Origin of the sequence: Pedobacter punctiformis, assembly GCF_027213715.1 — a bacterium.
GTDB classification, from domain to species: Bacteria; Bacteroidota; Bacteroidia; order Sphingobacteriales; family Sphingobacteriaceae; genus Pedobacter; species Pedobacter punctiformis.
The window spans coordinates 245,303-264,980 of record NZ_JAPWGM010000002.1 but is presented as its reverse complement, the minus strand read 5'-3'; the positions used below and the strand labels follow the sequence as shown (position 1 = coordinate 264,980).

At 34.8% G+C, this 19,678-nt stretch carries 21 protein-coding genes; 12 read left to right on the top strand and 9 right to left on the bottom strand.

Going from position 1 to position 19,678, the window contains the following annotated elements; translation table 11 throughout:
- Positions 1-15: 15 nt before the first annotated feature.
- The 3 genes from mgtE to O0955_RS06980 all read right to left on the bottom strand — a co-directional run bounded on the left by mgtE (position 16) and on the right by O0955_RS06980 (position 3,195).
- Positions 16-1,365, bottom strand: coding sequence for a magnesium transporter (gene mgtE / locus O0955_RS06990; RefSeq protein WP_269426824.1), 1,350 nt, complete (start codon positions 1,363-1,365; stop codon positions 16-18).
- Between the two features lie 93 nt (positions 1,366-1,458).
- Positions 1,459-2,580 carry a magnesium/cobalt transporter CorA gene (gene corA / locus O0955_RS06985; RefSeq protein WP_269426823.1) on the bottom strand — a complete coding sequence of 374 codons (1,122 nt, stop codon included), beginning with the start codon at positions 2,578-2,580 and terminating at the stop codon, positions 1,459-1,461.
- 3 nt (positions 2,581-2,583) lie between these two features.
- Positions 2,584-3,195, bottom strand: coding sequence for a WbqC family protein (locus tag O0955_RS06980; protein WP_269426822.1), 612 nt, complete (start codon positions 3,193-3,195; stop codon positions 2,584-2,586).
- A 39-nt stretch (positions 3,196-3,234) separates the two neighbouring features.
- Between O0955_RS06980 and O0955_RS06975 the strand changes: the two genes are divergently transcribed.
- Together O0955_RS06975 and O0955_RS06970 are read left to right on the top strand one after the other, a co-directional pair.
- The gene (locus O0955_RS06975; protein WP_269426821.1) at positions 3,235-4,107 is read left to right on the top strand and encodes a lysophospholipid acyltransferase family protein; all 873 of its coding nucleotides are present in this window, start codon (positions 3,235-3,237) and stop codon (positions 4,105-4,107) included.
- A 6-nt stretch (positions 4,108-4,113) separates the two neighbouring features.
- Entirely contained in the window at positions 4,114-5,127 is a 1,014-nt protein-coding gene (locus tag O0955_RS06970; RefSeq protein ID WP_269426820.1) for a glycosyltransferase family 2 protein, read from the top strand.
- 82 nt (positions 5,128-5,209) lie between these two features.
- On the opposite strand, the gene O0955_RS06965 is transcribed toward O0955_RS06970, so the two are convergent.
- Together O0955_RS06965 and aroQ are read right to left on the bottom strand one after the other, a co-directional pair.
- Entirely contained in the window at positions 5,210-5,929 is a 720-nt protein-coding gene (locus tag O0955_RS06965; RefSeq protein WP_269426819.1) for a TlpA family protein disulfide reductase, read from the bottom strand.
- Positions 5,922-6,353, bottom strand: a complete 432-nt coding sequence (gene aroQ, locus O0955_RS06960; protein ID WP_269426818.1) for a type II 3-dehydroquinate dehydratase — start codon at positions 6,351-6,353, stop codon at positions 5,922-5,924. The genes O0955_RS06965 and aroQ overlap by 8 nt, the downstream gene beginning before the upstream one ends.
- 158 nt (positions 6,354-6,511) lie before the next feature.
- Between aroQ and xerD the strand changes: the two genes are divergently transcribed.
- Both xerD and O0955_RS06950 read left to right on the top strand, forming a co-directional pair.
- Positions 6,512-7,411 carry a site-specific tyrosine recombinase XerD gene (gene xerD / locus O0955_RS06955; protein ID WP_269426817.1) on the top strand — a complete coding sequence of 300 codons (900 nt, stop codon included), beginning with the start codon at positions 6,512-6,514 and terminating at the stop codon, positions 7,409-7,411.
- Between the two features lie 18 nt (positions 7,412-7,429).
- The gene (locus O0955_RS06950) at positions 7,430-7,948 is read left to right on the top strand and encodes a hypothetical protein (protein WP_269426816.1); all 519 of its coding nucleotides are present in this window, start codon (positions 7,430-7,432) and stop codon (positions 7,946-7,948) included.
- Here the strand turns inward: O0955_RS06950 and prmC are convergent.
- Positions 7,938-8,798, bottom strand: a complete 861-nt coding sequence (gene prmC, locus O0955_RS06945) for a peptide chain release factor N(5)-glutamine methyltransferase (RefSeq protein WP_269426815.1) — start codon at positions 8,796-8,798, stop codon at positions 7,938-7,940. The genes O0955_RS06950 and prmC overlap by 11 nt on opposite strands.
- Before the next feature lie 88 nt (positions 8,799-8,886).
- Between prmC and ribD the strand changes: the two genes are divergently transcribed.
- The 4 genes from ribD to O0955_RS06925 are packed head-to-tail and all read left to right on the top strand — an operon-like array spanning position 8,887 to position 12,312.
- The gene (gene ribD, locus O0955_RS06940) at positions 8,887-9,939 is read left to right on the top strand and encodes a bifunctional diaminohydroxyphosphoribosylaminopyrimidine deaminase/5-amino-6-(5-phosphoribosylamino)uracil reductase RibD (RefSeq protein WP_269426814.1); all 1,053 of its coding nucleotides are present in this window, start codon (positions 8,887-8,889) and stop codon (positions 9,937-9,939) included.
- A complete protein-coding gene (locus O0955_RS06935; protein WP_269426813.1) occupies positions 9,939-10,805 on the top strand; it encodes a DMT family transporter in 867 nt (288 codons plus the stop codon). Before ribD ends, O0955_RS06935 begins: the two co-directional genes overlap by 1 nt.
- A complete protein-coding gene (locus O0955_RS06930; RefSeq protein ID WP_269426812.1) occupies positions 10,795-11,409 on the top strand; it encodes an IMPACT family protein in 615 nt (204 codons plus the stop codon). Before O0955_RS06935 ends, O0955_RS06930 begins: the two co-directional genes overlap by 11 nt.
- Before the next feature lie 42 nt (positions 11,410-11,451).
- On the top strand, positions 11,452-12,312 hold the full coding sequence (locus tag O0955_RS06925; protein WP_269426811.1) for a nucleoside phosphorylase: 861 nt from the start codon (positions 11,452-11,454) through the stop codon (positions 12,310-12,312).
- A gap of 119 nt (positions 12,313-12,431) precedes the next feature.
- On the opposite strand, the gene O0955_RS06920 is transcribed toward O0955_RS06925, so the two are convergent.
- Together O0955_RS06920 and O0955_RS06915 are read right to left on the bottom strand one after the other, a co-directional pair.
- Positions 12,432-12,827: a DUF1398 domain-containing protein gene (locus O0955_RS06920; protein WP_269426810.1), complete on the bottom strand. Its 396-nt coding sequence runs from the start codon at positions 12,825-12,827 to the stop codon at positions 12,432-12,434.
- A gap of 3 nt (positions 12,828-12,830) precedes the next feature.
- Positions 12,831-13,880: an aldose epimerase family protein gene (locus O0955_RS06915; RefSeq protein ID WP_269426809.1), complete on the bottom strand. Its 1,050-nt coding sequence runs from the start codon at positions 13,878-13,880 to the stop codon at positions 12,831-12,833.
- Between the two features lie 75 nt (positions 13,881-13,955).
- On the opposite strand from O0955_RS06915, the gene O0955_RS06910 reads away from it, so the two are divergent.
- From O0955_RS06910 to O0955_RS06895, 4 genes are all read left to right on the top strand, one after another.
- Complete coding sequence (locus O0955_RS06910) at positions 13,956-15,107, top strand: galactokinase (RefSeq protein ID WP_269426808.1); 1,152 nt, start codon at positions 13,956-13,958, stop codon at positions 15,105-15,107.
- A gap of 20 nt (positions 15,108-15,127) precedes the next feature.
- Positions 15,128-15,658 carry an RNA methyltransferase gene (locus O0955_RS06905; RefSeq protein ID WP_269426807.1) on the top strand — a complete coding sequence of 177 codons (531 nt, stop codon included), beginning with the start codon at positions 15,128-15,130 and terminating at the stop codon, positions 15,656-15,658.
- Between the two features lie 33 nt (positions 15,659-15,691).
- Positions 15,692-16,357 (top strand): YdeI/OmpD-associated family protein, encoded by a 666-nt coding sequence (locus tag O0955_RS06900; RefSeq protein WP_269426806.1) that lies wholly within the window; start codon positions 15,692-15,694, stop codon positions 16,355-16,357.
- 210 nt (positions 16,358-16,567) lie between these two features.
- A complete protein-coding gene (locus tag O0955_RS06895; RefSeq protein WP_269426805.1) occupies positions 16,568-17,845 on the top strand; it encodes an OmpA family protein in 1,278 nt (425 codons plus the stop codon).
- A 94-nt stretch (positions 17,846-17,939) separates the two neighbouring features.
- On the opposite strand, the gene O0955_RS06890 is transcribed toward O0955_RS06895, so the two are convergent.
- The gene (locus O0955_RS06890) at positions 17,940-19,241 is read right to left on the bottom strand and encodes a DEAD/DEAH box helicase (protein WP_269426804.1); all 1,302 of its coding nucleotides are present in this window, start codon (positions 19,239-19,241) and stop codon (positions 17,940-17,942) included.
- Positions 19,242-19,678 lie beyond the last annotated feature (437 nt).

Below are 19,678 nucleotides of genomic sequence, written 5' to 3'. Positions count from 1 at the left end.
TTTTAATATTTAACGTTACAACAATAATTTACTGGCTAATCCTAAAATTAAAAGGAAGCCGAAAACATCGGTAAAAGTAGTAATAATTATAGACGAAGCAATGGCCGGATCGATACCTACACGTTTTAAAATTAACGGAATTCCGGCACCAGTAATCCCTGCAATAACCAAATTACCCGTCATAGCCAGGAAGATAACCAATCCAAGCATGGGATTTCCATCGAAAAAATAAGCGAAAATAAATACAATTAATCCGTTGGCCGCACCATTAATTAAACCAACGGTAAATTCTTTTAATACTGTTCGGTAAGCTTGCTTATCTGTTAAATCGTATAGCGAAATACGTCTTACCGTAACCGCAAGGGCCTGTGTAGCGGCATTCCCTCCCATTCCGGCAATAATGGTCATATAGGCTGCTAATGAAGGAATTAATTTAATGGTTGGATCAAAATAACGCACTACGGATGAAGCCAGAAAAGCTGTTCCCAGGTTTATAATTAACCAGGGTAAACGTGATTTTACCGCTTCTACCCAGTTTCCACTTAATTCCTCGTCTTCTGATACCCCAGAAATCTTCAGGATATCTTCTGTACTTTCTTCCTGCATTACATCAATAACATCATCAAAGGTTACCCTTCCAAGTAATTTTTGATGATCGTCAATAACCGGAATACTGGTTAAATTATATTGAGAAATCAAATAAGCAACTTCTTCCTGGTCGGTATCCGGATGCACATAAACGGCATCTGTTTTTACAAGCTCTGTTATTTGGGCATTGTGTTTGGCTTTAATAATATCCTTAAGTGAAACAATGCCTTTAAAAATTTCCTGATCATCTACAACATATATGGTATAGAACTCTTCCATTTCCTCACTTTGGCGGATAATTTCATCAATGGCATCCTTTTTAGTCAGGTTAATGTTTACACAGATTAAATCTGTGTTCATCAGTCCCCCGGCTGTTTTCTCGTCGTACGTTAATAAATTACGGATGTTGGATGCATCTTCCTCGTTTAAATCGCCCAGAATTTCCTTTTGCTCATGATCTTCCAACTGAGAAATAATATCAGTTGCGTCGTCATAATCAAGTTCTTCAACAATTTCTGTACGTTTATCAGGATGTAGTTTAAAAAGTAAATCCTCGGGGTGAGATTCTTCATCCATTTCAGAAATAATTTCTGAAGCAATCTCTGCCGGCAATAAATTTATAATATGTTGCTGTTCAGCTTTATCTAAACGTTCAAATAAAATTGCAATCTCCGAGGCATGATAATCCTGTAAAACTTCTTTTAAAATTTCATCTCCCGCTGAAATCGCGTTTTTAACTTTGAGTACGTCGCTTTTATCTATTTCGAATGATTGCATATATCCCCTCTTATTCCTGTACCAGGAAGCTCAATTCTGTCGTATTTATTGCACTAATATATTTTTGCTTTAAAAAGCTTTTGACTACCCGGTTTATTTAAACCAACCTTTTCTCCAAAAGTAGATGACCTGTAAAATGGCAATTACCCCCATAATTAACCAAGTGTATAAATAACCATGTGCCATGTAAAGCTCAGGCATGTTGTCTTTTAAAACTTTGCCTGTGACGGGATCCTCACGGCTAAAGTTCATTCCATAAATACCCGCAATAAAGGTTAATGGTATAAAAATAGAAGATATAATGGTCAAAACCTTCATAATTTCATTCATCCGGTTGCTGATAATGGATAAGTTCATATCAATATTTGCGGATGCAATTTCTTTTAAAGACTCAATAAAATCAATGATTTGAATACAGTGATCATAAGCATCTTTAATATAGGTTTTCGTTAAATCTGAAACTAAAGGGGTATCACTTCTTAAAATGTCGTTTAATTTATCACGTTCAGGCCAGGCTACTTTACGGATCATAATCAGCGATCTTTTAATGGCTTGGGTATCGTACATAATCCGTTTATCCGGATTATCGTACAAACGGTCTTCAATGGCATCAAGCTCTTCACCCCAAAAATTCAGTAAGGTAAAGTAGTTATCTACAATTACATCCATTATGGCATACATCAGGTAACTGCTTCCACCAATTCTAATATTACCCTTACCTATTTCCAGTCGTTTTCTAACGGGTTCAAAACAGTCTTCATAAGTTTCCTGAAAGGTAATCAGTAAGTTCGGGGTTAAAATAAATGAAATCTGATCATTACATAGGCTGCTGTCTTCGCCCAGATAAAGATGCCTGCTAACAGCGAAAACATATTTATCATTATCATATTCATCCAGTTTTGGTCTTTGGTAAGAGCTGGTAATATCTTCCAAAACCAGGCGACTTACATTCAATTGCGAATAAAGAGCCTCAAACATACTGCCGTCGGCCAAACCTTTAACATCAATCCAAAAATTAAATTCCTGATTTTCAGCCATTTTTCTCAGGTTATCGAAATTTTCGATTACCTCCTTCTTATAACTCTTTTCATTATAAGTGTGAAGCGTAATAATTGATTTCAGGGCATTTTCATCAATAGCGTATAAACCCGGACTTGTGCCCGGCTCAGGTACTTTATAATGTTTATGACGGTGACGAGGTTTGTTTTTACCCATAATTTATAGATACAACCGGGCTTGCGGCCCCTGATTAAACAATAAATCAACAATGCTTAAATTAGGCATAAATTGATTTCTATCTTCAAAAACCTGATAATATGGCTTATTGTTTACGATATCTTCCATTTTCTTTGGATTCATCATATTACGGTAATCAAGATTTGCGCCAACATTTGCAATATATTCTTCAGTAAAGTTAAATTCTGTATTTATTTTCAGTTTTTTACTCAGCCACTCTAACAGCTGGAAATTAAAATCAAATAAAAATTCAAATTTTTCATTGTAAAACCTGGCCAGTTCATCTTCGTAAAATTCGAAATAAGCCGAGCTGCGGTAACAACTTTCAAAGCTTAACCAGTGTAAACGCTGCCAGTTAAAATCGTAACTAATTTTAACATCTTTAACAGTTGTGTGCGTTTTAGATCCTTTTACAACAGGTACAGTGATATCCAGTTTTCCATTTGGCGAACAAATGCTTGCCCGGTTGCGGTAAGTTTGTTTTGGTAAATGCTCATATTGCTCAATCAAAAAATCGGGATTAAGCTTTTGCATTAAACTAAAATAACCAACCGGTGGAATATAAAATAATGGAAGTATAGCTGTATTCTGCATTTGAAAATTTATGTTTGTAGCCCAAACGTTTTAAAAATAATGATAAAAAGAGGAATTGCGCATACAGGCGTGTTTTTTTTATGCCTGCTTTCGCTACTGCCTCTGCAATTGCTGTTTTTTTTTGCAAGATTACTATATTATCTGCTTTATTACGTTATTGGATATAGAAAAAATGTTGTCAGGCAAAATTTAGTAAATTCTTTTCCGGACAAAAGTGCTGCTGAAATACGAAGTATCGAAAAAAAATACTTTAAATATTTAGCAGAACTGATTTTTGAAATTATTAAACTGGCTTCTATTTCTAAAGCAGAAACCTTAAAAAGGGTAAAGTTTAAGGGATTAGAACAACTGGAAAACCATTTTAAAGCCGGGCAAAGTGTTTTAGCCTGTACCGGGCATTATGGAAACTGGGAATTAGGAACTTTAGCTTTGGGTTTAAATATTTCGGCTAAAGCAATTGTAATTTATAAACCAATAAACAATAAAATATTTGAACTTTGGTTTGATGCTTTACGGACAAAATATGGTAATGTATTTTTGGCCATGCGGCAAACACTTAGAGGAATTGCAACTTATAAGAATGAAACAACTTTGCTGTGTTTGGCCAGCGACCAATCGCCGGTTAAAGACGAAACTAAATATTTTGTTAATTTTTTAAACCAACCTACAGCAGCTTTGCTTGGAGTGGAAAAAATTGCGAAGCAAACCAACAGGCCAATTTATTATTTTAAAGTTTCTCCGCTTGGGAAAGGGTTTTATGAGGTAGAGGTTTTACCGATGTGTCCCGATCCTTCGAAAACAGAAGAGTTTGAAATAACGAATTTGCATTTTAAGTTTTTAGAAGATATTATTAAAGAACAGCCTCAATATTGGCTTTGGAGCCATAAACGCTGGAAAGTAAAACCCGAATAGATAAGCATGAATCCCTCAGTAGCGGTTGTAATTTTAAATTGGAATGGTAAAGAATTATTAAACCAGTTTTTGCCAGGAATACTCCTTTCAGATTATGATAATTTGCAGGTCGTTGTTGGCGATAATGGTTCAACTGATGACTCAGTAACCTTTTTACAAGAAAAATTCCCTCAGGTTAAAATCATTACCAATGATGTTAATTATGGTTTTGCCGGCGGCTACAATAAAATTTTGGAACGGGTTGAGGCTGATTATTTTATTCTTTTAAATTCTGATGTCGAGGTTACCACAAACTGGATAAAGCCTGTAATTACTTTAATGGAAAGCGACGATCTTATTGCTGCTGCGCAACCAAAAATTAAGTGGCATGGTGATAAAAACCAATTTGAATATGCCGGTGCTGCCGGTGGTTATTTAGATCAGTTTGGTTTTCCTTTTTGCCGCGGACGTTTATTTAATGTTTACGAAATGGATAAAGGCCAGTACAATGATATTAAAGAAATTTTTTGGGCAAGTGGTGCGGCCTTTTTTATCAAAAGTAAATGCTGGAAAGAAGCAGGTGGATTAGATGCCGATCTTTTTGCGCACATGGAAGAAATTGATCTTTGCTGGCGCCTTAAAAACCTGAATTACAAAGTTGTGTACTCCCCTGATGCAGAAGTATACCATATTGGCGGCGGAACTTTACAAACTGAAAATCCTTTTAAAACCTACCTGAATTTTAGAAATAACCTGATTATTATGCAGAAAAACCTGCCCGCAGGTGATGCTTTCTTTCGTATAATGATTAGAATGTGGATTGATTTTATTGCCTGGTGGCATTTTTTATTAAGCGGGAAACCAAAATTTACATTAGCTGTAAGCAAAGGTCACTGGCATTTTATAAAATCAATTTTAAAAACAGCAAAGAAACGGGCCCGGCATCAAAAACCTTATGCTCAGCACACAGGCGTTTTTAATGGAAGTGTGGTTTGGGCATTCTTTATTAAGAAAATTAAATTCTTTTCTCAACTTAATTAATCAGCTCATTATAATTTGTTTCAAAATCAGTCAGAATCCCTAAAAGAATTCTGGTAGCAGAATAAATTTTCAAATAGGTTTCTTACTTACTGGCTAAAGCCTCATTAATCGATTTTTCGAGCCAATGAACGGTATTAATTGCCAAACCTAAAGTACTGAATTTAATAAAACCACTTTTATCAATGACCACATGTGTTGGATAGCCTTTTACACCGTATTTATTGGCAATATACCGGCCACCATCAACTATATTGTAATTAAAGGAAGTTGTTTTTAAAAAATCTTTTAAATCATGTTTTTCATCTAATGCAATGGCCAGAAAAACAACATTTTTGTCCTTATATGTTGTTACAAGTTCATTAAGTAGTGGAATTTCGTTTTTACAAGGCGGACAATTAATAAACCAAAAATTGAGTACAATTACCTTACCTGTACTGTCTCTAAGGTCATATTTATTACCATTCATATCCGTAACCTTCAGACCGTTAAACAATTCGCCTTCAGGAAAAGAATCACTCGATCTTGGTCTGGGCATTTGATTCACATATGCCGCTTTCTTTTCGGGGGTTAATTCATAAACAACATATTCAGGTTTGCCACTTTCTGTAACCGTGCCTCTATTTTTTAGCCCATATTTACCAGTCGACATGAGTTTTTTCCATACTGTATAAGGATAAACCATGCCATCTTCACCCCTCACTACAGATTGCTCATTCAAGGTCGTTTTTTTCAAGCTTCCTTGCTGCGCATTAACAAAAGACACAGAGAAAAATAGCGCAATTAATAGTAGATTTTTAAGCATTTTGAGCAGTTATTAATAAGCTTTCTATAGCCAGCCGATATCCATTCATGCCAAAACCTGTTAAAACACCTTTACAATTTTTTCCGGTTAAAGAAACATGTCTGTATTCTTCGCGGGCATAAATATTAGAAATGTGTACTTCAACTACAGGTGTTTTGATTGCTGCGATAGCATCAGCAATGGCTACTGAAGTATGAGTATACCCGCCTGCGTTAAGAATAATGCCATCGTAACTAAAGCCAACCTCATGTAACTTATTAATAATTTCGCCCTCTACATTACTTTGAAAATAATCAATTTCTAAAATAGCATAAACGGTTCTAAGTTGCTTAACATAGTCGTCAAAGCCTTCATTACCATAAATAGAAGGCTCACGAACGCCTAAAAGATTTAAATTTGGTCCGTTTATAATTTGTATTTTCATTGCTTATTATTGGGTTTATGATACCGTAAAGTTAAAATGTTTTATTCAGGATTAAAATGAATAATGGAGTTTAAAACCGGTTTAAGCAATTTTGTAAGATGTAAACCATATTTTTGTACAATGATCTTATCAATTTTTAAACCCTGTAAACATTAATTATGCTGTGGCAATCGTACATTAAAGGGTTTAAAGCTTATTTAAAGCTCGAAAGATCATTGTCCGCACATTCTGTGGAGGCCTATTTAAATGATATTGATAAACTATCTCAATATTATCAAAGCCTATTAAAAGAGCCGAAGTTAAGCGAAATTAGTACTGCTGATTTAAAATTATTTATTTCCTGGCTAAATGAGTTAGGTATGCAAGCCAGTACACAAGCCCGGGTAATCTCTGGATTAAAGGCTTTTTTCTCTTTTCTAATGCTGGAAGATATTATTCAAAGTGATCCTATTGCATTAATTGAAGCGCCAAAACTCAGCAGAAAATTACCGGATACTTTAAATATTTATGAAATTAATAGTTTGATTGATGCCATCGATGCTTCTAAACCTGAAGGCATGCGTAATAAAGCAATTATTGAAGTATTATATGGTTGTGGTTTAAGGGTTAGTGAGTTAACTGATTTAAAAATATCCAATTTATATCCTCAGATAGAATTTATAAAAGTGATTGGTAAAGGAAATAAAGAGCGTTTAGTACCTATTGGTGGGGTTGCCTTAAAATTGCTGGATATTTATCTGAAAGAAGTAAGGGTGCATGCCAATATTAAAAAGGGCAATGAAGATTATATTTTTCTAAACCGTTTTGGTGCTAAACTTTCCAGAATCACCATATTTAACCTGATTAAGAGTTTAGCAATTCATGTAGGGCTTAAAAAAACAATTAGTCCACATACCTTACGCCACTCCTTTGCAACGCATTTAATAGAAGGTGGTGCCGATTTAAGGGCAGTACAGGAAATGTTAGGTCACTCCAGCATTACCACCACAGAAATTTACACACATATAGACCGCGATTATCTGAGAGAAGTCATTACACAGTTTCACCCGAGGTCTTAATAAAAGTAATTTCATAATATGATTAGCATAACATTACCATTCAATAAGGCGTTATTTATTAAAGCGAATAAGTTAAGATTTAGATTAGAAAACAAAAACTCGTTCTTTTGGCTATTTCTTTATATCATTATTACGGTTGGTTTAATGATTCTAATTTCGTTTGATAAAAGTCCATCATCGTTTTATGGGATTGTAGGTGTTATTCTCTCTGTGTTAACAATGAATTATATTATTAGAATAATAAACTTACGCGGAGTTTTTTTGAGAAAAATAGAACTCGTTGGGGAAAAATACGAAAACCTGAACTTTACTTTTACTTTTGAATTTAACGACGAAGATTTCACCTATATTGATGATGAAAAGAAATTTCAAGTCAAATGGAAAGCTCTATCTGGTTATTCAATTAAGAAGGATTATTTTATACTTTTCATCGATAAAAAAATATACTCCATGCTTCATCGCTCCGAAGTCAGTTTTGAACAATTCAATGAAATTATTGAACTAAGCAAATCTAAGCTTAGTTATTTCAATATATAGAGGTCTTAGTAGCCATAATCATCCTGTCTTTGCCCTGCATATCTTTTCTTAACTCAATTGTATTAAATCCTTTAGATTTTAACATTTCAAGGGTTTCTCTACCCAAATATTCATTAATTTCAAAAAATAATAAACCATTTTCTTTGAGGCTATCAAAGGCAAAATCGGCAATTGCTTTATAAAAAATAAGCGGATCTTCATCACTAACAAACAGCGCCAAATGTGGTTCAAAGATTAATACGTTTTTGTGCATATCTTTTTGTTCCAAAAGCCTGATGTACGGTGGGTTACTTACCACCACATCGTATTTTTGGTCATCACGGTAAGTTAATATATCCGCTTCAATAAAATTAACTTCCTGTTTCATTTGCTCCGCATTTTCTTTTGCTACGGCTATGGCTTTTGCAGAAACATCAAGCGTTGATACCTTACTATCAGGTAAATACTTTTTTAAGGTTATTGGAATACAACCAGAGCCCGTTCCGATATCCAGTATCTGGAAATCAGAAGTTTTTATTTGCCCCACTTTATTAATGATCCAGTCTACTAACTCTTCCGTTTCAGGTCTTGGAATTAAAACATTTTCATTAACCTTAAAAACTGAACCATAAAAATGAGCTTCTCCAGTAAGGTGTTGAATGGGTTTACCTGATTTTAAATCTTCCAGAATAAGCAATAATTGCTGATAATCATTCAGCAATAACGACACACCGCTCTGCATTCTTAATTTCGTCGGCGAAAGTTGCAAAACATATTCTGCCGCCAGGTTAAACATAACCCTGGCTTCTTCTGTATCGTACAGATTACTTAAGTCTGAAATATATTTTTGCGTTAATTCTCCTATTTTCATGTGCTGCAAAACTAAACATAGTTTAGCTTTTTTAATTACATTTTCTATTTTACCTTATCGATAAAAATCTTTAACTACTTTTGCGCAGATGAGCGATGAACTTTACATAAAACGTTGTTTAGAACTGGCAGCCATAGCGATTGGAAACGTAAGTCCAAACCCGATGGTTGGCTGTGTAATTGTAGCAAAGGGGAAAATCATCGGAGAAGGTTACCACCAGAAATTTGGTGAGGCACATGCAGAACCCAATGCGGTTAAAGCTGTTTTTGATCAGTACGGACCTGAAGCTGAAAATCTTTTAAAACAAGCCACCGCATATGTTAATTTAGAACCTTGCGCCCATTTTGGAAAAACTCCTCCCTGCGCTGACTTATTTGTAAAACATCAGTTAAAAAAAGTAGTTATTGGCAACCGAGATCCATTTTCGGGTGTTGATGGTAAGGGCATAGAAAAATTAAGAAATGCCAATATAGAAGTAGTGAGTGGTATTTTAGAAGCAGAATGCAGGTGTTTTAACAGAAGATTTTTTACCAGAATAGAAAAACAAAGGCCTTATATTATTTTAAAATGGGCTGAAACTGCTAACGGTTATTTCGCTACAAATGATGGTCATCAAAAATGGATTAGTGGTGCTTTAGCAAAACGTTTGGCGCATAAATGGCGCACTGAAGAAGATGCCATTTTAATTGGTAAAAAAACGGCAATTGTAGATAATCCACACCTAACGGCAAGAGAATGGCCAGGTAAAAATCCGGTTCGTTTGGTTATTGATAAGCATTTACAAATCCCTCAGGATCATCATATTTTTAATAAAGAGGCTAAAACCATCATTTTAAATGAGTTAAAAACAGATGTAGTGGATAACGTTCACTATATTCAAATGGAGGATATGCATTTTTATCTTGCTCAAAAGGTTTCTTTTCAGTTGTACCTCATGGATATTCAATCGGTTATTATTGAAGGTGGCGCACATATTTTAAACCAGTTTCTGGAAGCTAATCTTTGGGATGAAGCCCGTATTTTTACATCGGCCAACAGCTGGACCGAAGGTATTGCTGCGCCTACTATAAACGGCCACTTACAGGAAGAACTTAACCTTGGATCCGACAAACTTTCTATCTATACAAACGACATAAATTAATGATTTACATCACCTTAAGTATCTTTTGCAGTGTAACAGTTGCCGTTTTATTAAAACTTGCAAAAAGGTATCAAATTAGTATTATTCAAGCCGTTACTTATAATTATTTAACTGCTTTAATCTTATGTTTTCTATTTTTTAAACCTGATGTATCTGTTATCACTCCAGCGGCACCATGGCCAATCTATATCTCTTTAGCAGTACTTTTACCCTCAATCTTTCTCTTTTTAGCTGCTTCAGTTAAAAATTTAGGGATTGTTAAAACAGACATAGCCCAGCGCCTTTCCTTATTTATCCCGATTTTAGCGGCTTATTTTATTTTTAAAGAAGATTTTAATAATTTAAAGTTTATTGGCCTCGCAGTAGGTTTTGTAGCCATACTTTTAACGTTTATCCGCAAAAATGATAAACAATCTGAATCAAATAAATGGATCTACCCTGTTTTTGTTTTTGTCGGTTTTGGGGTTATTGATGTACTTTTTAAACAAATTGCCTTACACAAAGAACTCCCCTATACCACTTCGCTTTTTACTGTTTTCTGCCTGGCTTTTCTGGTATCACTGATTATTGTAATCGTGATGGTTTTAGTAAAAAAAATCAAGTTGCAATTGGTTAATCTGATCTGCGGTATTATTCTGGGGTTATTTAATTTTGGAAATATCTTATTCTATCTAAAAGCGCATCAGGCACTGGCTAAAAATCCATCGACTGTATTTGCGGCTATGAATTTGGGCGTTATTGTGGTTGGTAGCTTAATTGGCATTTTAATATTTAAAGAAAAACTAAGCAGGCTTAATTATGCAGGAATAGTTTTAGCGCTTGCCGCTGTTATATTAATCACTTTATCGCAAATTTATGCTGTTTAATGATTCTTATAAAACAATAGAAAGTAGTGCTGAAGGCATTTTTAGAGACAAGGGAAGTAAATTTATTGCTTACGCCAACCCAATTCAATCTGAAGAAGAAGTTAAGCCTATTTTAACAAATTTAAGAGCTGAGCATGTTAAGGCAAGACATTTTTGTTATGCCTACCGCTTAACGCCCGACCGGTCGGTTTTTAGAATTAACGATGATGGCGAACCTTCGGGCACCGCCGGAAGACCAATTTTAAATTCCTTATTATCCGAAGACCTTACCAATGTTTTGATTGTAGTGGTCAGGTATTTTGGAGGTACGCTTCTGGGCGTCCCTGGTTTAATCCATGCTTATAAAACCGCTGCTGTTGAATCAATTAAGGCTTCTGCCATCATAACCAAAACCATTAATGATGTTTACGAAGTCCAGTTTGACTATTTACAGATGAACGATGTAATGAAATTGGTAAAAGAAGAAAATTTACTGGTGTTGGCTCAAAATTTTGATATGCAATGCAATTTAAAATTTGAGATCAGAAAAGCGCAGTTAAATATTGTTTTAGGTAAGTTTGATAAAATTGAAGGAACTAAACTTAAATACCTTCAAACCACTTAACGAAATAGGTATAACCAAATATAATCCTCAAAAATTATACAGATGAAAATAGCAGAAAGTGATTTAATTATCAATCCCGATGGAACAATATACCATCTGAATATTTTACCTGAAGATGTGGCTGAAACGGTAATTACGGTTGGTGATCCTGACCGGGTGAGTGAGGTAAGCAAATATTTTGATCGTATTGAGCTTAAAAAAGGCAAACGTGAATTTATTACCCATACAGGTTTTGTTGGCTCCAAAAGGGTTACTGTACTTTCTACAGGCATTGGTACAGATAATATAGATATTGTTTTTAATGAACTTGATGCGCTGGTCAATATTGATTTTAAGACCAGGGAAGTAAAGAAAGAGCTTACTTCATTAAATATTGTTCGTGTGGGTACTTCAGGTGCGGTACAGCCCGATATACCTATGGGCACTATTCTAGCTTCTTCGTATGGGCTGGGAATGGATGCTTTAATGAATTATTACGTGCAGGAATTATCAGGAGATGAGCATAGCTTACTGGATGATGTACAGGCCCATTTTGGGCATTTAAAGCATATCAACCCCTACTTAACTGCAGCCAGTGAAACCTTATTAAACAGTATTGGTAAAGAGATGGAACAAGGCATTACAATTACGGCACCAGGGTTTTATGCTCCACAAGGCCGACAAGTTAGAGCCAAAAATGCAGTACCTAATTTTATAGGTTTAATCAACAGTTTTAGAAGTGGAAATTTACGGGTAACCAATCTGGAAATGGAAACGGCTGGTATTTATGCTTTAGCTAAAGTATTAGGGCATAAAGCACTGTCTGTTAATGCAATTCTGGCCAGCCGGGTAAAGTTTGAGTTCAGTAGAAATCCAAACGATATTGTTGAAAAAGCAATTAAAATGGTTTTAGAAAGAATCTAAAAAAATGTCATCCTGAGTTTATCGAAAGACCATTTTAAATAAACTTTAAACGTTTCAACAAACTCAGGATGACGACATAGAAAAAGAAAATCCGTTAACGATTCTCCTCGTTTTTAAATCTAAACTGCAGGTATATGTTCTTTAACCAGTTCATTCCCCTCACTATCCAGATAAACCACGCTTAAATCCTCCAGCTCAATTACCCATTTTTCAACACCAGCATCTGCGGCTTGCTTACAAAAAGTAAAATAATCAGTTTCGCCACGCTGATGAATGGTCAATGCATGTTGTAATTTTTCTGCTGACGAGGTTTCATTGATAATCAAATCAGGATAATTTTCCGGACTGGCCTGCTCAGTATGGTCATCATCTCCAAAGTATATAGAAAGTCCATTAGAAACATAAACATCATTTCGCTTTACACCCATTGCTTTTATTTCTTTAATAAAACGGGGGAAATCTGCACCTGTTTTTATTTTCGATTCAGCTGTTTTTATTTCTTCAATGGTAAACATATCTTATTTATTTAATGAAACTTTGTAAATGGTAGTTTGTGTATACAAATCTTCAGGTTTTAAAACTGTACCTGGAAATTCAGGGATATTAATCGCATTTGGGTGGTGTTGTGTTTCAATACAAAAAGCATCATAACCGATATAATCACGTCCACCTTTGCCATTTTTTGCCCTTAAATATTTCGAAGTATATAAATGCGCTACGGGTTCTGTTGTATAAACACTTAATACTAAACCACTTTCCTCATCAATTGTTTTACTTGCTAAAGATAAATCTCCATAGGTCTTATCCAATACAAAGGTTTGATCGTAACCTTCTTCTGCATTCCAATCATGCCCTATTGCTTTCATCTTAGTGAAATCTAAAGGCGTATCTTTAACCGGAATCACTTTTCCAGTGACCGAATAATTATCATCCTGTTCCAAATAATTAGAGCCGAAAATCTGAAGTTTATGATCAGCCAGATTACCACCTTTTGGCGACAGATTAAAATATCCGTGATGCGTTAAGTTTATAGCGGTAGCCTGATCGGTTTCCGCTTCATAGCTTAAAATAAGCTCATCATTATCTGTTAATTCAAATGTTAAGGCCACAATGAGGTTTCCAGGAAAGTTTTCTTCCCCGTCTACACTCTCATATTCCAGCGTAACCGATGCATGAGGTGCTTCTGAAGTATCTATAACATCCCAAACTTTTTTATCAAAACCTGTTATCCCGCCGTGTAAACAATCCGTACCTGCATTTTGTGCCAGCTGATAGGTTTTACCTTCAATGGTAAATCGGCCATTTTTAATTCGATTGGCATAACGCCCAACAACAGCACCAATCAAAGCATTATTTTCAAGGTACTTTTCATCTAAATACTGCTCAAACGTATCAAAACCTAAAACAATATCCTGTTTTTCGCCTTGTGCATTTTGAACAATAAACTTGTTTATAATAGCGCCATAGTTAAATATTTTAACATAAGTGCCTTTGCTGTTGATTAGTTCGATAGCGATAACTTCTTCGCCATCAATAAATTTTCCTGTTGGTATTTGCTGAACGCTCATAAATTGTAACTTAGGGCTTTTGTTTTCTAAACAAACATACTATTAATACTTGCTTTTATAAATACTTTTAACTGAATGAAGATTGAATTAGCTGAAAAATTTGCTGAGCACTATCATAAAAATGCTGATGCAGTGTACTTTACCCCTGGCCGGGTTAATTTAATTGGCGAACATATTGATTATAACGGAGGGCTTGTAATGCCTTGTGCGGTAACGCTTGGTACCTGGTTGGCTTTAGCACCGAATAATGACCAACGATTTAGATTTAAAAGTTTAAATTTTGAAACTACAACTGAAATTAACAGCAATGAAATTCAGCAAAAAGAAGGTAATTCCTGGTCTAATTACCCGATAGGTATTCTTAATGAGTTTATTAAAGACGGTAAAAATATACCGGCGGTAGATTTATTATACTTTGGCAATATTCCGATAGGCTCCGGTCTCTCCTCTTCTGCATCCATAGAAATTGCAACGGCCTTTGCCCTGAACGATTATTTTAATTTAGGTTACGATAAGCTTGACCTGGTTAAAATGGCCAAAAGAGTAGAAAATGAATTTATTGGCGTTAACTCCGGCATCATGGATCAGTTTGCAGTGGCTTTTGGTGAAAAAGATAAGGCAATTGTACTGGATTGTGATACCTTAAAATATAAAATGGTAGACATTAATCTTGGTAATTATGTTTTGGCCATTATTAATACAAACAAACCCAGAGAACTTGCAGATTCCAAATATAATGAGCGTGTTGCTGAATGTCAGACCGCTTTAAAAGCATTGAATGATGAAATTACATTGCATAATCTTTGCGAATTAACCGCTGAAAAATTTGCGTTGCACAGTCATTTAATTAAAGATGAAGTGATTTTAAACCGGGCAACTCACGTGGTTAAAGAAAACGATCGCGTTCATTTAGCCGCTAAAGTATTAAATGCAGGCGATTTGAATGAATTTGGTCGTTTAATGTATGCTTCTCATCAATCGTTGAGAGAATTATACGAAGTAAGTGGCCAGGAACTGGATGCGGTTGTTGATTTTTGTGCAGATTACGATCATGTTATAGGTGCCCGTATGACGGGTGCAGGTTTTGGCGGTTGTGCAATTGCTTTGCTTGAAAAAGGATTTGAGGAGGACTTCGCCAAACATCTAACAGATTATTATGTAGATAAAATTGGTTATCCGGCAGCAATTTATATTAGTGAAATAGGAAACGGTCCGGCAAGACTTTAAGCAGAAGGGCATTTATTTTAATGAAAAAACTAAAATTGGACGAGTTAAATCGTCCGGATATAGAAGAATTTAAGGCGCAGGAAAAATTACCTGTTATTGCAGTTTTAGATAATGTAAGAAGCATGCATAATGTAGGCTCCATTTTTAGAACAGCCGATGGTTTTGCATTGGAAAAGGTTGTACTTTGTGGAATTACGGCTCAACCTCCACATCGTGAAATCGAAAAAACGGCTTTAGGTGCCACTCAATCAGTAGATTGGATTCATTATACCGATACCGTCCAGGCTGTTGATGCTTTAAGAGCACTAGGTTATGAAATCGTAGCTATAGAGCAAGCCGAAAACAGCACTATGTTAAATACTTTCCAACCTAACCCGGACAAAAAATATGCTTTAATATTCGGAAATGAAGTAGATGGTGTAAGTGATGAAGTGATGGCAAAAATTGATGAGTGTATTGAAATTCCACAATTTGGAACCAAACATTCCTTTAACATCACCATTTCAGCAGGAATTGTTTTCTGGGATTTCTTTGCTAAATTAAAATTATAATTTATCGGATAAACATTTAGAATATAGATTCAGATGCAAAATCTACTTTTAAAAAAACTTCAGATTAAATCAGGGCATGTGGTAAAGGTTGATGCTGCGCCTGAAAACGCGGCGGCAATTTTTGGAGAAATCCCTGCAGATATTTCCTTTACATATAATAGTTCAGCAAAATTTGATGCACTAATTTGCTTTTCCATTAATAAGGCAGATTTATATAGTCAGATAGAACGAAATCTAAAGGAAATTAAACCAGGTGCTGTAATCTGGATTTTTTACCCTAAAAAGTCTTCTAAAATTAAATCTGATCTTGATTTAATGAATAGCTGGAAAGAATTGGAAACTTATGGTTTAGCGCCATGCGCTTCAGCCGCTATTGATAACATCTGGACTGGACTAAGATTAAAACTTGCTTCAGAAGTTAAAGCATCTGGTGTTGGCAACGCTGAAATAAAACAAAATGAATTTGCCGAATTTATTGATGTAGATAAAAAGATTGTTAAACTTCCTGCAGATTTGGAGGCTATATTAATTAATCATCCATCGGCTTTACAGCATTTTAATGCACTCTCCTATACCAATAAAAAAGAGTATGTGTTATGGATTTTAACTGCAAAACAGGAGAAAACCAGAACCAGTAGGCTCGAAAAGACCTTAGAAATGCTCTTAAATGGCAAAAAGAATCCATCAGCAAAAGGTTAAAATATTACCTCAAGGTTAAATTTGTATACAATACTATACATAATTTAACCTTTGTTTCTTTTTAAGGTAACAAAACAATCAACAGCAAAACTCATCGTAAACTTCTGATTTTATGTGATTTGGAGCAATTTTAGTTCTTTTGGCAGGGTTTTTTCTTAGGGGATACCAACAACAGTAGGAAAAACTATTAAATAACAAAAAGGAAAAAATATGAACTCCAAGATTACAAAATCAACAATGTTGGTTGCCTTATTAGGTTTATCGTCACAATTATTTGCACAAGAGACGCCGACGACAAGTCGTTTCTCTACTCAAGACTTCAGAACATGGTCTGTAGGTGTTCATGGTGGCATTTTATCTCCAAACACCATTTTCGGTTCTGAAAGCTATAGAGCTGAAGAATTTAAAAGTATTGGTTATGGTGCATTTATTAAGAAACAAATAATTCCTAGCTTAGGTTTGCAAGCAGATTTCTTAAGAGGAAACATTAAAACAGTTGGAGATAATTTTAGCACTAAATCATCAATTAATTGGTCTGGTGCTTTAACAGCGGTTTTAAATGTAGCAAACATTAATATTAACAAAGAAAATGCTGTATTAATTCCTTATATCAAAGCTGGTGCTGGTTATATGGGCGTAGAATCAAGTGCAACATCAGGTTCTAATACTGTTAATGATGGTGGCAGAGAAGGATGGTTTATTCCAGTTGGTGCTGGTGCTAAATTAGGTATTGCAAAAGGGATTAACTTAGATTTAGGTTATGATGTAAACTTTGTTAAATCTCCTAATTATGGAACAGACACTAAACCTAGGTTTGCTTATGCACATGCTGGTTTAGAGTTTGCTTTAGGAAGTAAAGACAAGCCTCAATTAGCAAACTATAGTTCTTTAGCGCATTTACGTAAAGAAAGTGCTGAAGAAAGTGCTGATCTAAGAAGAGCATTATCTACAGCAGAGCAAAATGCAGCAAGAGACCGTGAGCAATATGCTAAAGATTTAGGTGATGATGATAATGATGGTGTTGCAAACAAATTTGACAAATGTCCTGGAACTGCTTCAGGTACTGTAGTTGATGGTTCAGGTTGCCCTATCAAAGTTCAACGTGAAGTAATTAAAGAAACTAAAGTTGTTGTAACAGACGAAGATCGTAAAGTTGTTAAAGATGCGATTTCTAACTTAGAATTCGATTTAGGTAAATCGACTATCCGTTCTAAATCTTATGCTACTTTAAATCGTGTTGCTGCTTTATTAGTTGAGAAAAACTTCAGCTTAAAATTAGCTGGTCACACAGATAACACAGGTTCAAGAGAATTAAACTTACGTTTATCTAAAGACAGAGCAGAAGCGGTAAAAGCTTATTTAGTATCTCAAGGTGCTAATGCTTCAAGAGTTGAAGCTACAGGTTACGGTCCTGATCAACCAATTGCAACAAACAAAACTGCAACTGGTCGTCAACAAAACCGTCGTGTAGAGTTTACTTTATACTAGTCGTAAATTAACGATAATAAAAAAGTCCCGATGAAAATCGGGACTTTTTTTATGTTCAGGATTTTATGATGAATAAATAATCTAAAAGAAAGAGTTAAGATAATCCTTTCTTGTTTTTATAAGTCATTTTAGCTTTTGTGCCAGCGCTGTAGTTATAATTTTTAACATTACTAGCTTTCTTTTCATGAAATGCAGCACCACGATCAGAAGCTTCATCCTCTTCTTCAGTTGTTTTTTTCTTTTTAGTTTTTGCACTCGCAGGATCTACCACTTTTAAATCATCCGGCAAATCCATAACCTGCATCAACTCGCCCACTGCATGTTCAATTTTTCTAACTTCTATTAATTCAATATCTGTTGAAAAAGTAATGGCCACCACTTCTTCGTCGCCATGTTTTACAATTCTTTTAATCAGCGTTTCTTTCTGTTCAGGCAATTCCATATGAATAACAAATGGAATACCCGAAATATCAAGATCCTGTAAACCTTCATTGGCTACAATTAAAACCCTTGCTTCAGCAATATTTTTAAAATCCTGAATGTCATCAAAACCCGCATCATCAAAAAATAAGGGCCTGTAAATGCTTATTTCACCCTCATTAACATGATTAAAGTTTTTATAAACCGTTTGAGCAGTTAATTTGGTATTTACAAACACAACTACTTTATCAAATACTTCAGCATCGCCCAATAAAAGAGTCAGTAAATTAAGCTTGGTTCTAAAATTAGGTACCTGATATAATAGTTGCTGATGCACTTCTGCTTCCTTCTCTCCAAGTTCCTGAATTTCTATAACTGCCGGAAATTTCATAAAAGGATTAAGCATGTGGTTTAATTTATCATGCAAAACCTCGGTAAAAATAATATGCTGTGATTTCTGAGCACTATTTGCGAGTTCTACAACAGGCAATTGCAAACCTTTTTTAACAATTAACTCCGCATTATCTACGATAAACATTTGAATCTTGTTCGTATTTAAAGCCAGTTTTAAATATAAAGCGCGTGCCCTGTCTGGTACAGCTACAATAATATCCACCCCATCAGTAAGCTCGTTCATTTGTGCATCAATACTTCCAGAACTATCTATGCCTGCAATACGAAATGTTTTATTTCTGTTTAGCAAATTAAATTGCGCTATTACTTCAGCCACATGTTCTGCATCAGGCACTAAAATTAAGGCTCTTGGTGCTTCTTCAAAAGCATATTTAAGCTTCATCAGCGTAGCTAGTACATATGTAGTAGTTTTGCCAATCCCCTCTGGTCCAACAGCAATAACATCCTGCCCGCCTAAAATCCTCGACATTGTTTTTAACTGAACCTCTTTTGGAGTTAGAAATCCGGCATCTGTCATGGCCGCAACAAGTGGCTTACTGAGTTTTAATTTATCTAAAGACACAATTTTTTTGATTAGTGAATAAGAATGCAAATATCCTGAAAATAATTAGCTTTTAAGAACATGAATTTATAATGCGCTGTTTACCTTATTTAAGAGGTGAAAATTATTTTAAAATAAATACTACTAATTCTATAGAAATTATATACTAATTTATATCTTTGCCTAACATTAGCAGTTAATGTAGTTTATGGTTAAAATTTTAAAGGATTATAATTATGTCTATTTATTTTCAATATCCCGCAATAGATGAATATCCAATTTTCGTCTATCCTCTTAAAAATGAAGAACAGAAAGAGATAATTCCAGAGGATAAAGATACTTTAAACGATGAACAAATTGCTGAACTGAAAGATTATTTAACACTCAAACAATTATAGAAATTCTGGCCAGTTGACTGAAAGGAAAGGTTGGAGTTTCATAAACTTACACATAATGGT

Coding starts and splice junctions, on each gene's coding strand:
- mgtE (WP_269426824.1), bottom strand. CDS start 1,365: ATGCAATCATTCGAAATAGATAAAAGCGACGTACTCAAAGTTAAAAAC.
- corA (WP_269426823.1), bottom strand. CDS start 2,580: ATGGGTAAAAACAAACCTCGTCACCGTCATAAACATTATAAAGTACCT.
- O0955_RS06980 (WP_269426822.1), bottom strand. CDS start 3,195: ATGCAGAATACAGCTATACTTCCATTATTTTATATTCCACCGGTTGGT.
- O0955_RS06975 (WP_269426821.1), top strand. CDS start 3,235: ATGATAAAAAGAGGAATTGCGCATACAGGCGTGTTTTTTTTATGCCTG.
- O0955_RS06970 (WP_269426820.1), top strand. CDS start 4,114: ATGAATCCCTCAGTAGCGGTTGTAATTTTAAATTGGAATGGTAAAGAA.
- O0955_RS06965 (WP_269426819.1), bottom strand. CDS start 5,929: ATGCTTAAAAATCTACTATTAATTGCGCTATTTTTCTCTGTGTCTTTT.
- aroQ (WP_269426818.1), bottom strand. CDS start 6,353: ATGAAAATACAAATTATAAACGGACCAAATTTAAATCTTTTAGGCGTT.
- xerD (WP_269426817.1), top strand. CDS start 6,512: ATGCTGTGGCAATCGTACATTAAAGGGTTTAAAGCTTATTTAAAGCTC.
- O0955_RS06950 (WP_269426816.1), top strand. CDS start 7,430: ATGATTAGCATAACATTACCATTCAATAAGGCGTTATTTATTAAAGCG.
- prmC (WP_269426815.1), bottom strand. CDS start 8,798: ATGAAAATAGGAGAATTAACGCAAAAATATATTTCAGACTTAAGTAAT.
- ribD (WP_269426814.1), top strand. CDS start 8,887: ATGAGCGATGAACTTTACATAAAACGTTGTTTAGAACTGGCAGCCATA.
- O0955_RS06935 (WP_269426813.1), top strand. CDS start 9,939: ATGATTTACATCACCTTAAGTATCTTTTGCAGTGTAACAGTTGCCGTT.
- O0955_RS06930 (WP_269426812.1), top strand. CDS start 10,795: ATGCTGTTTAATGATTCTTATAAAACAATAGAAAGTAGTGCTGAAGGC.
- O0955_RS06925 (WP_269426811.1), top strand. CDS start 11,452: ATGAAAATAGCAGAAAGTGATTTAATTATCAATCCCGATGGAACAATA.
- O0955_RS06920 (WP_269426810.1), bottom strand. CDS start 12,827: ATGTTTACCATTGAAGAAATAAAAACAGCTGAATCGAAAATAAAAACA.
- O0955_RS06915 (WP_269426809.1), bottom strand. CDS start 13,880: ATGAGCGTTCAGCAAATACCAACAGGAAAATTTATTGATGGCGAAGAA.
- O0955_RS06910 (WP_269426808.1), top strand. CDS start 13,956: ATGAAGATTGAATTAGCTGAAAAATTTGCTGAGCACTATCATAAAAAT.
- O0955_RS06905 (WP_269426807.1), top strand. CDS start 15,128: ATGAAAAAACTAAAATTGGACGAGTTAAATCGTCCGGATATAGAAGAA.
- O0955_RS06900 (WP_269426806.1), top strand. CDS start 15,692: ATGCAAAATCTACTTTTAAAAAAACTTCAGATTAAATCAGGGCATGTG.
- O0955_RS06895 (WP_269426805.1), top strand. CDS start 16,568: ATGAACTCCAAGATTACAAAATCAACAATGTTGGTTGCCTTATTAGGT.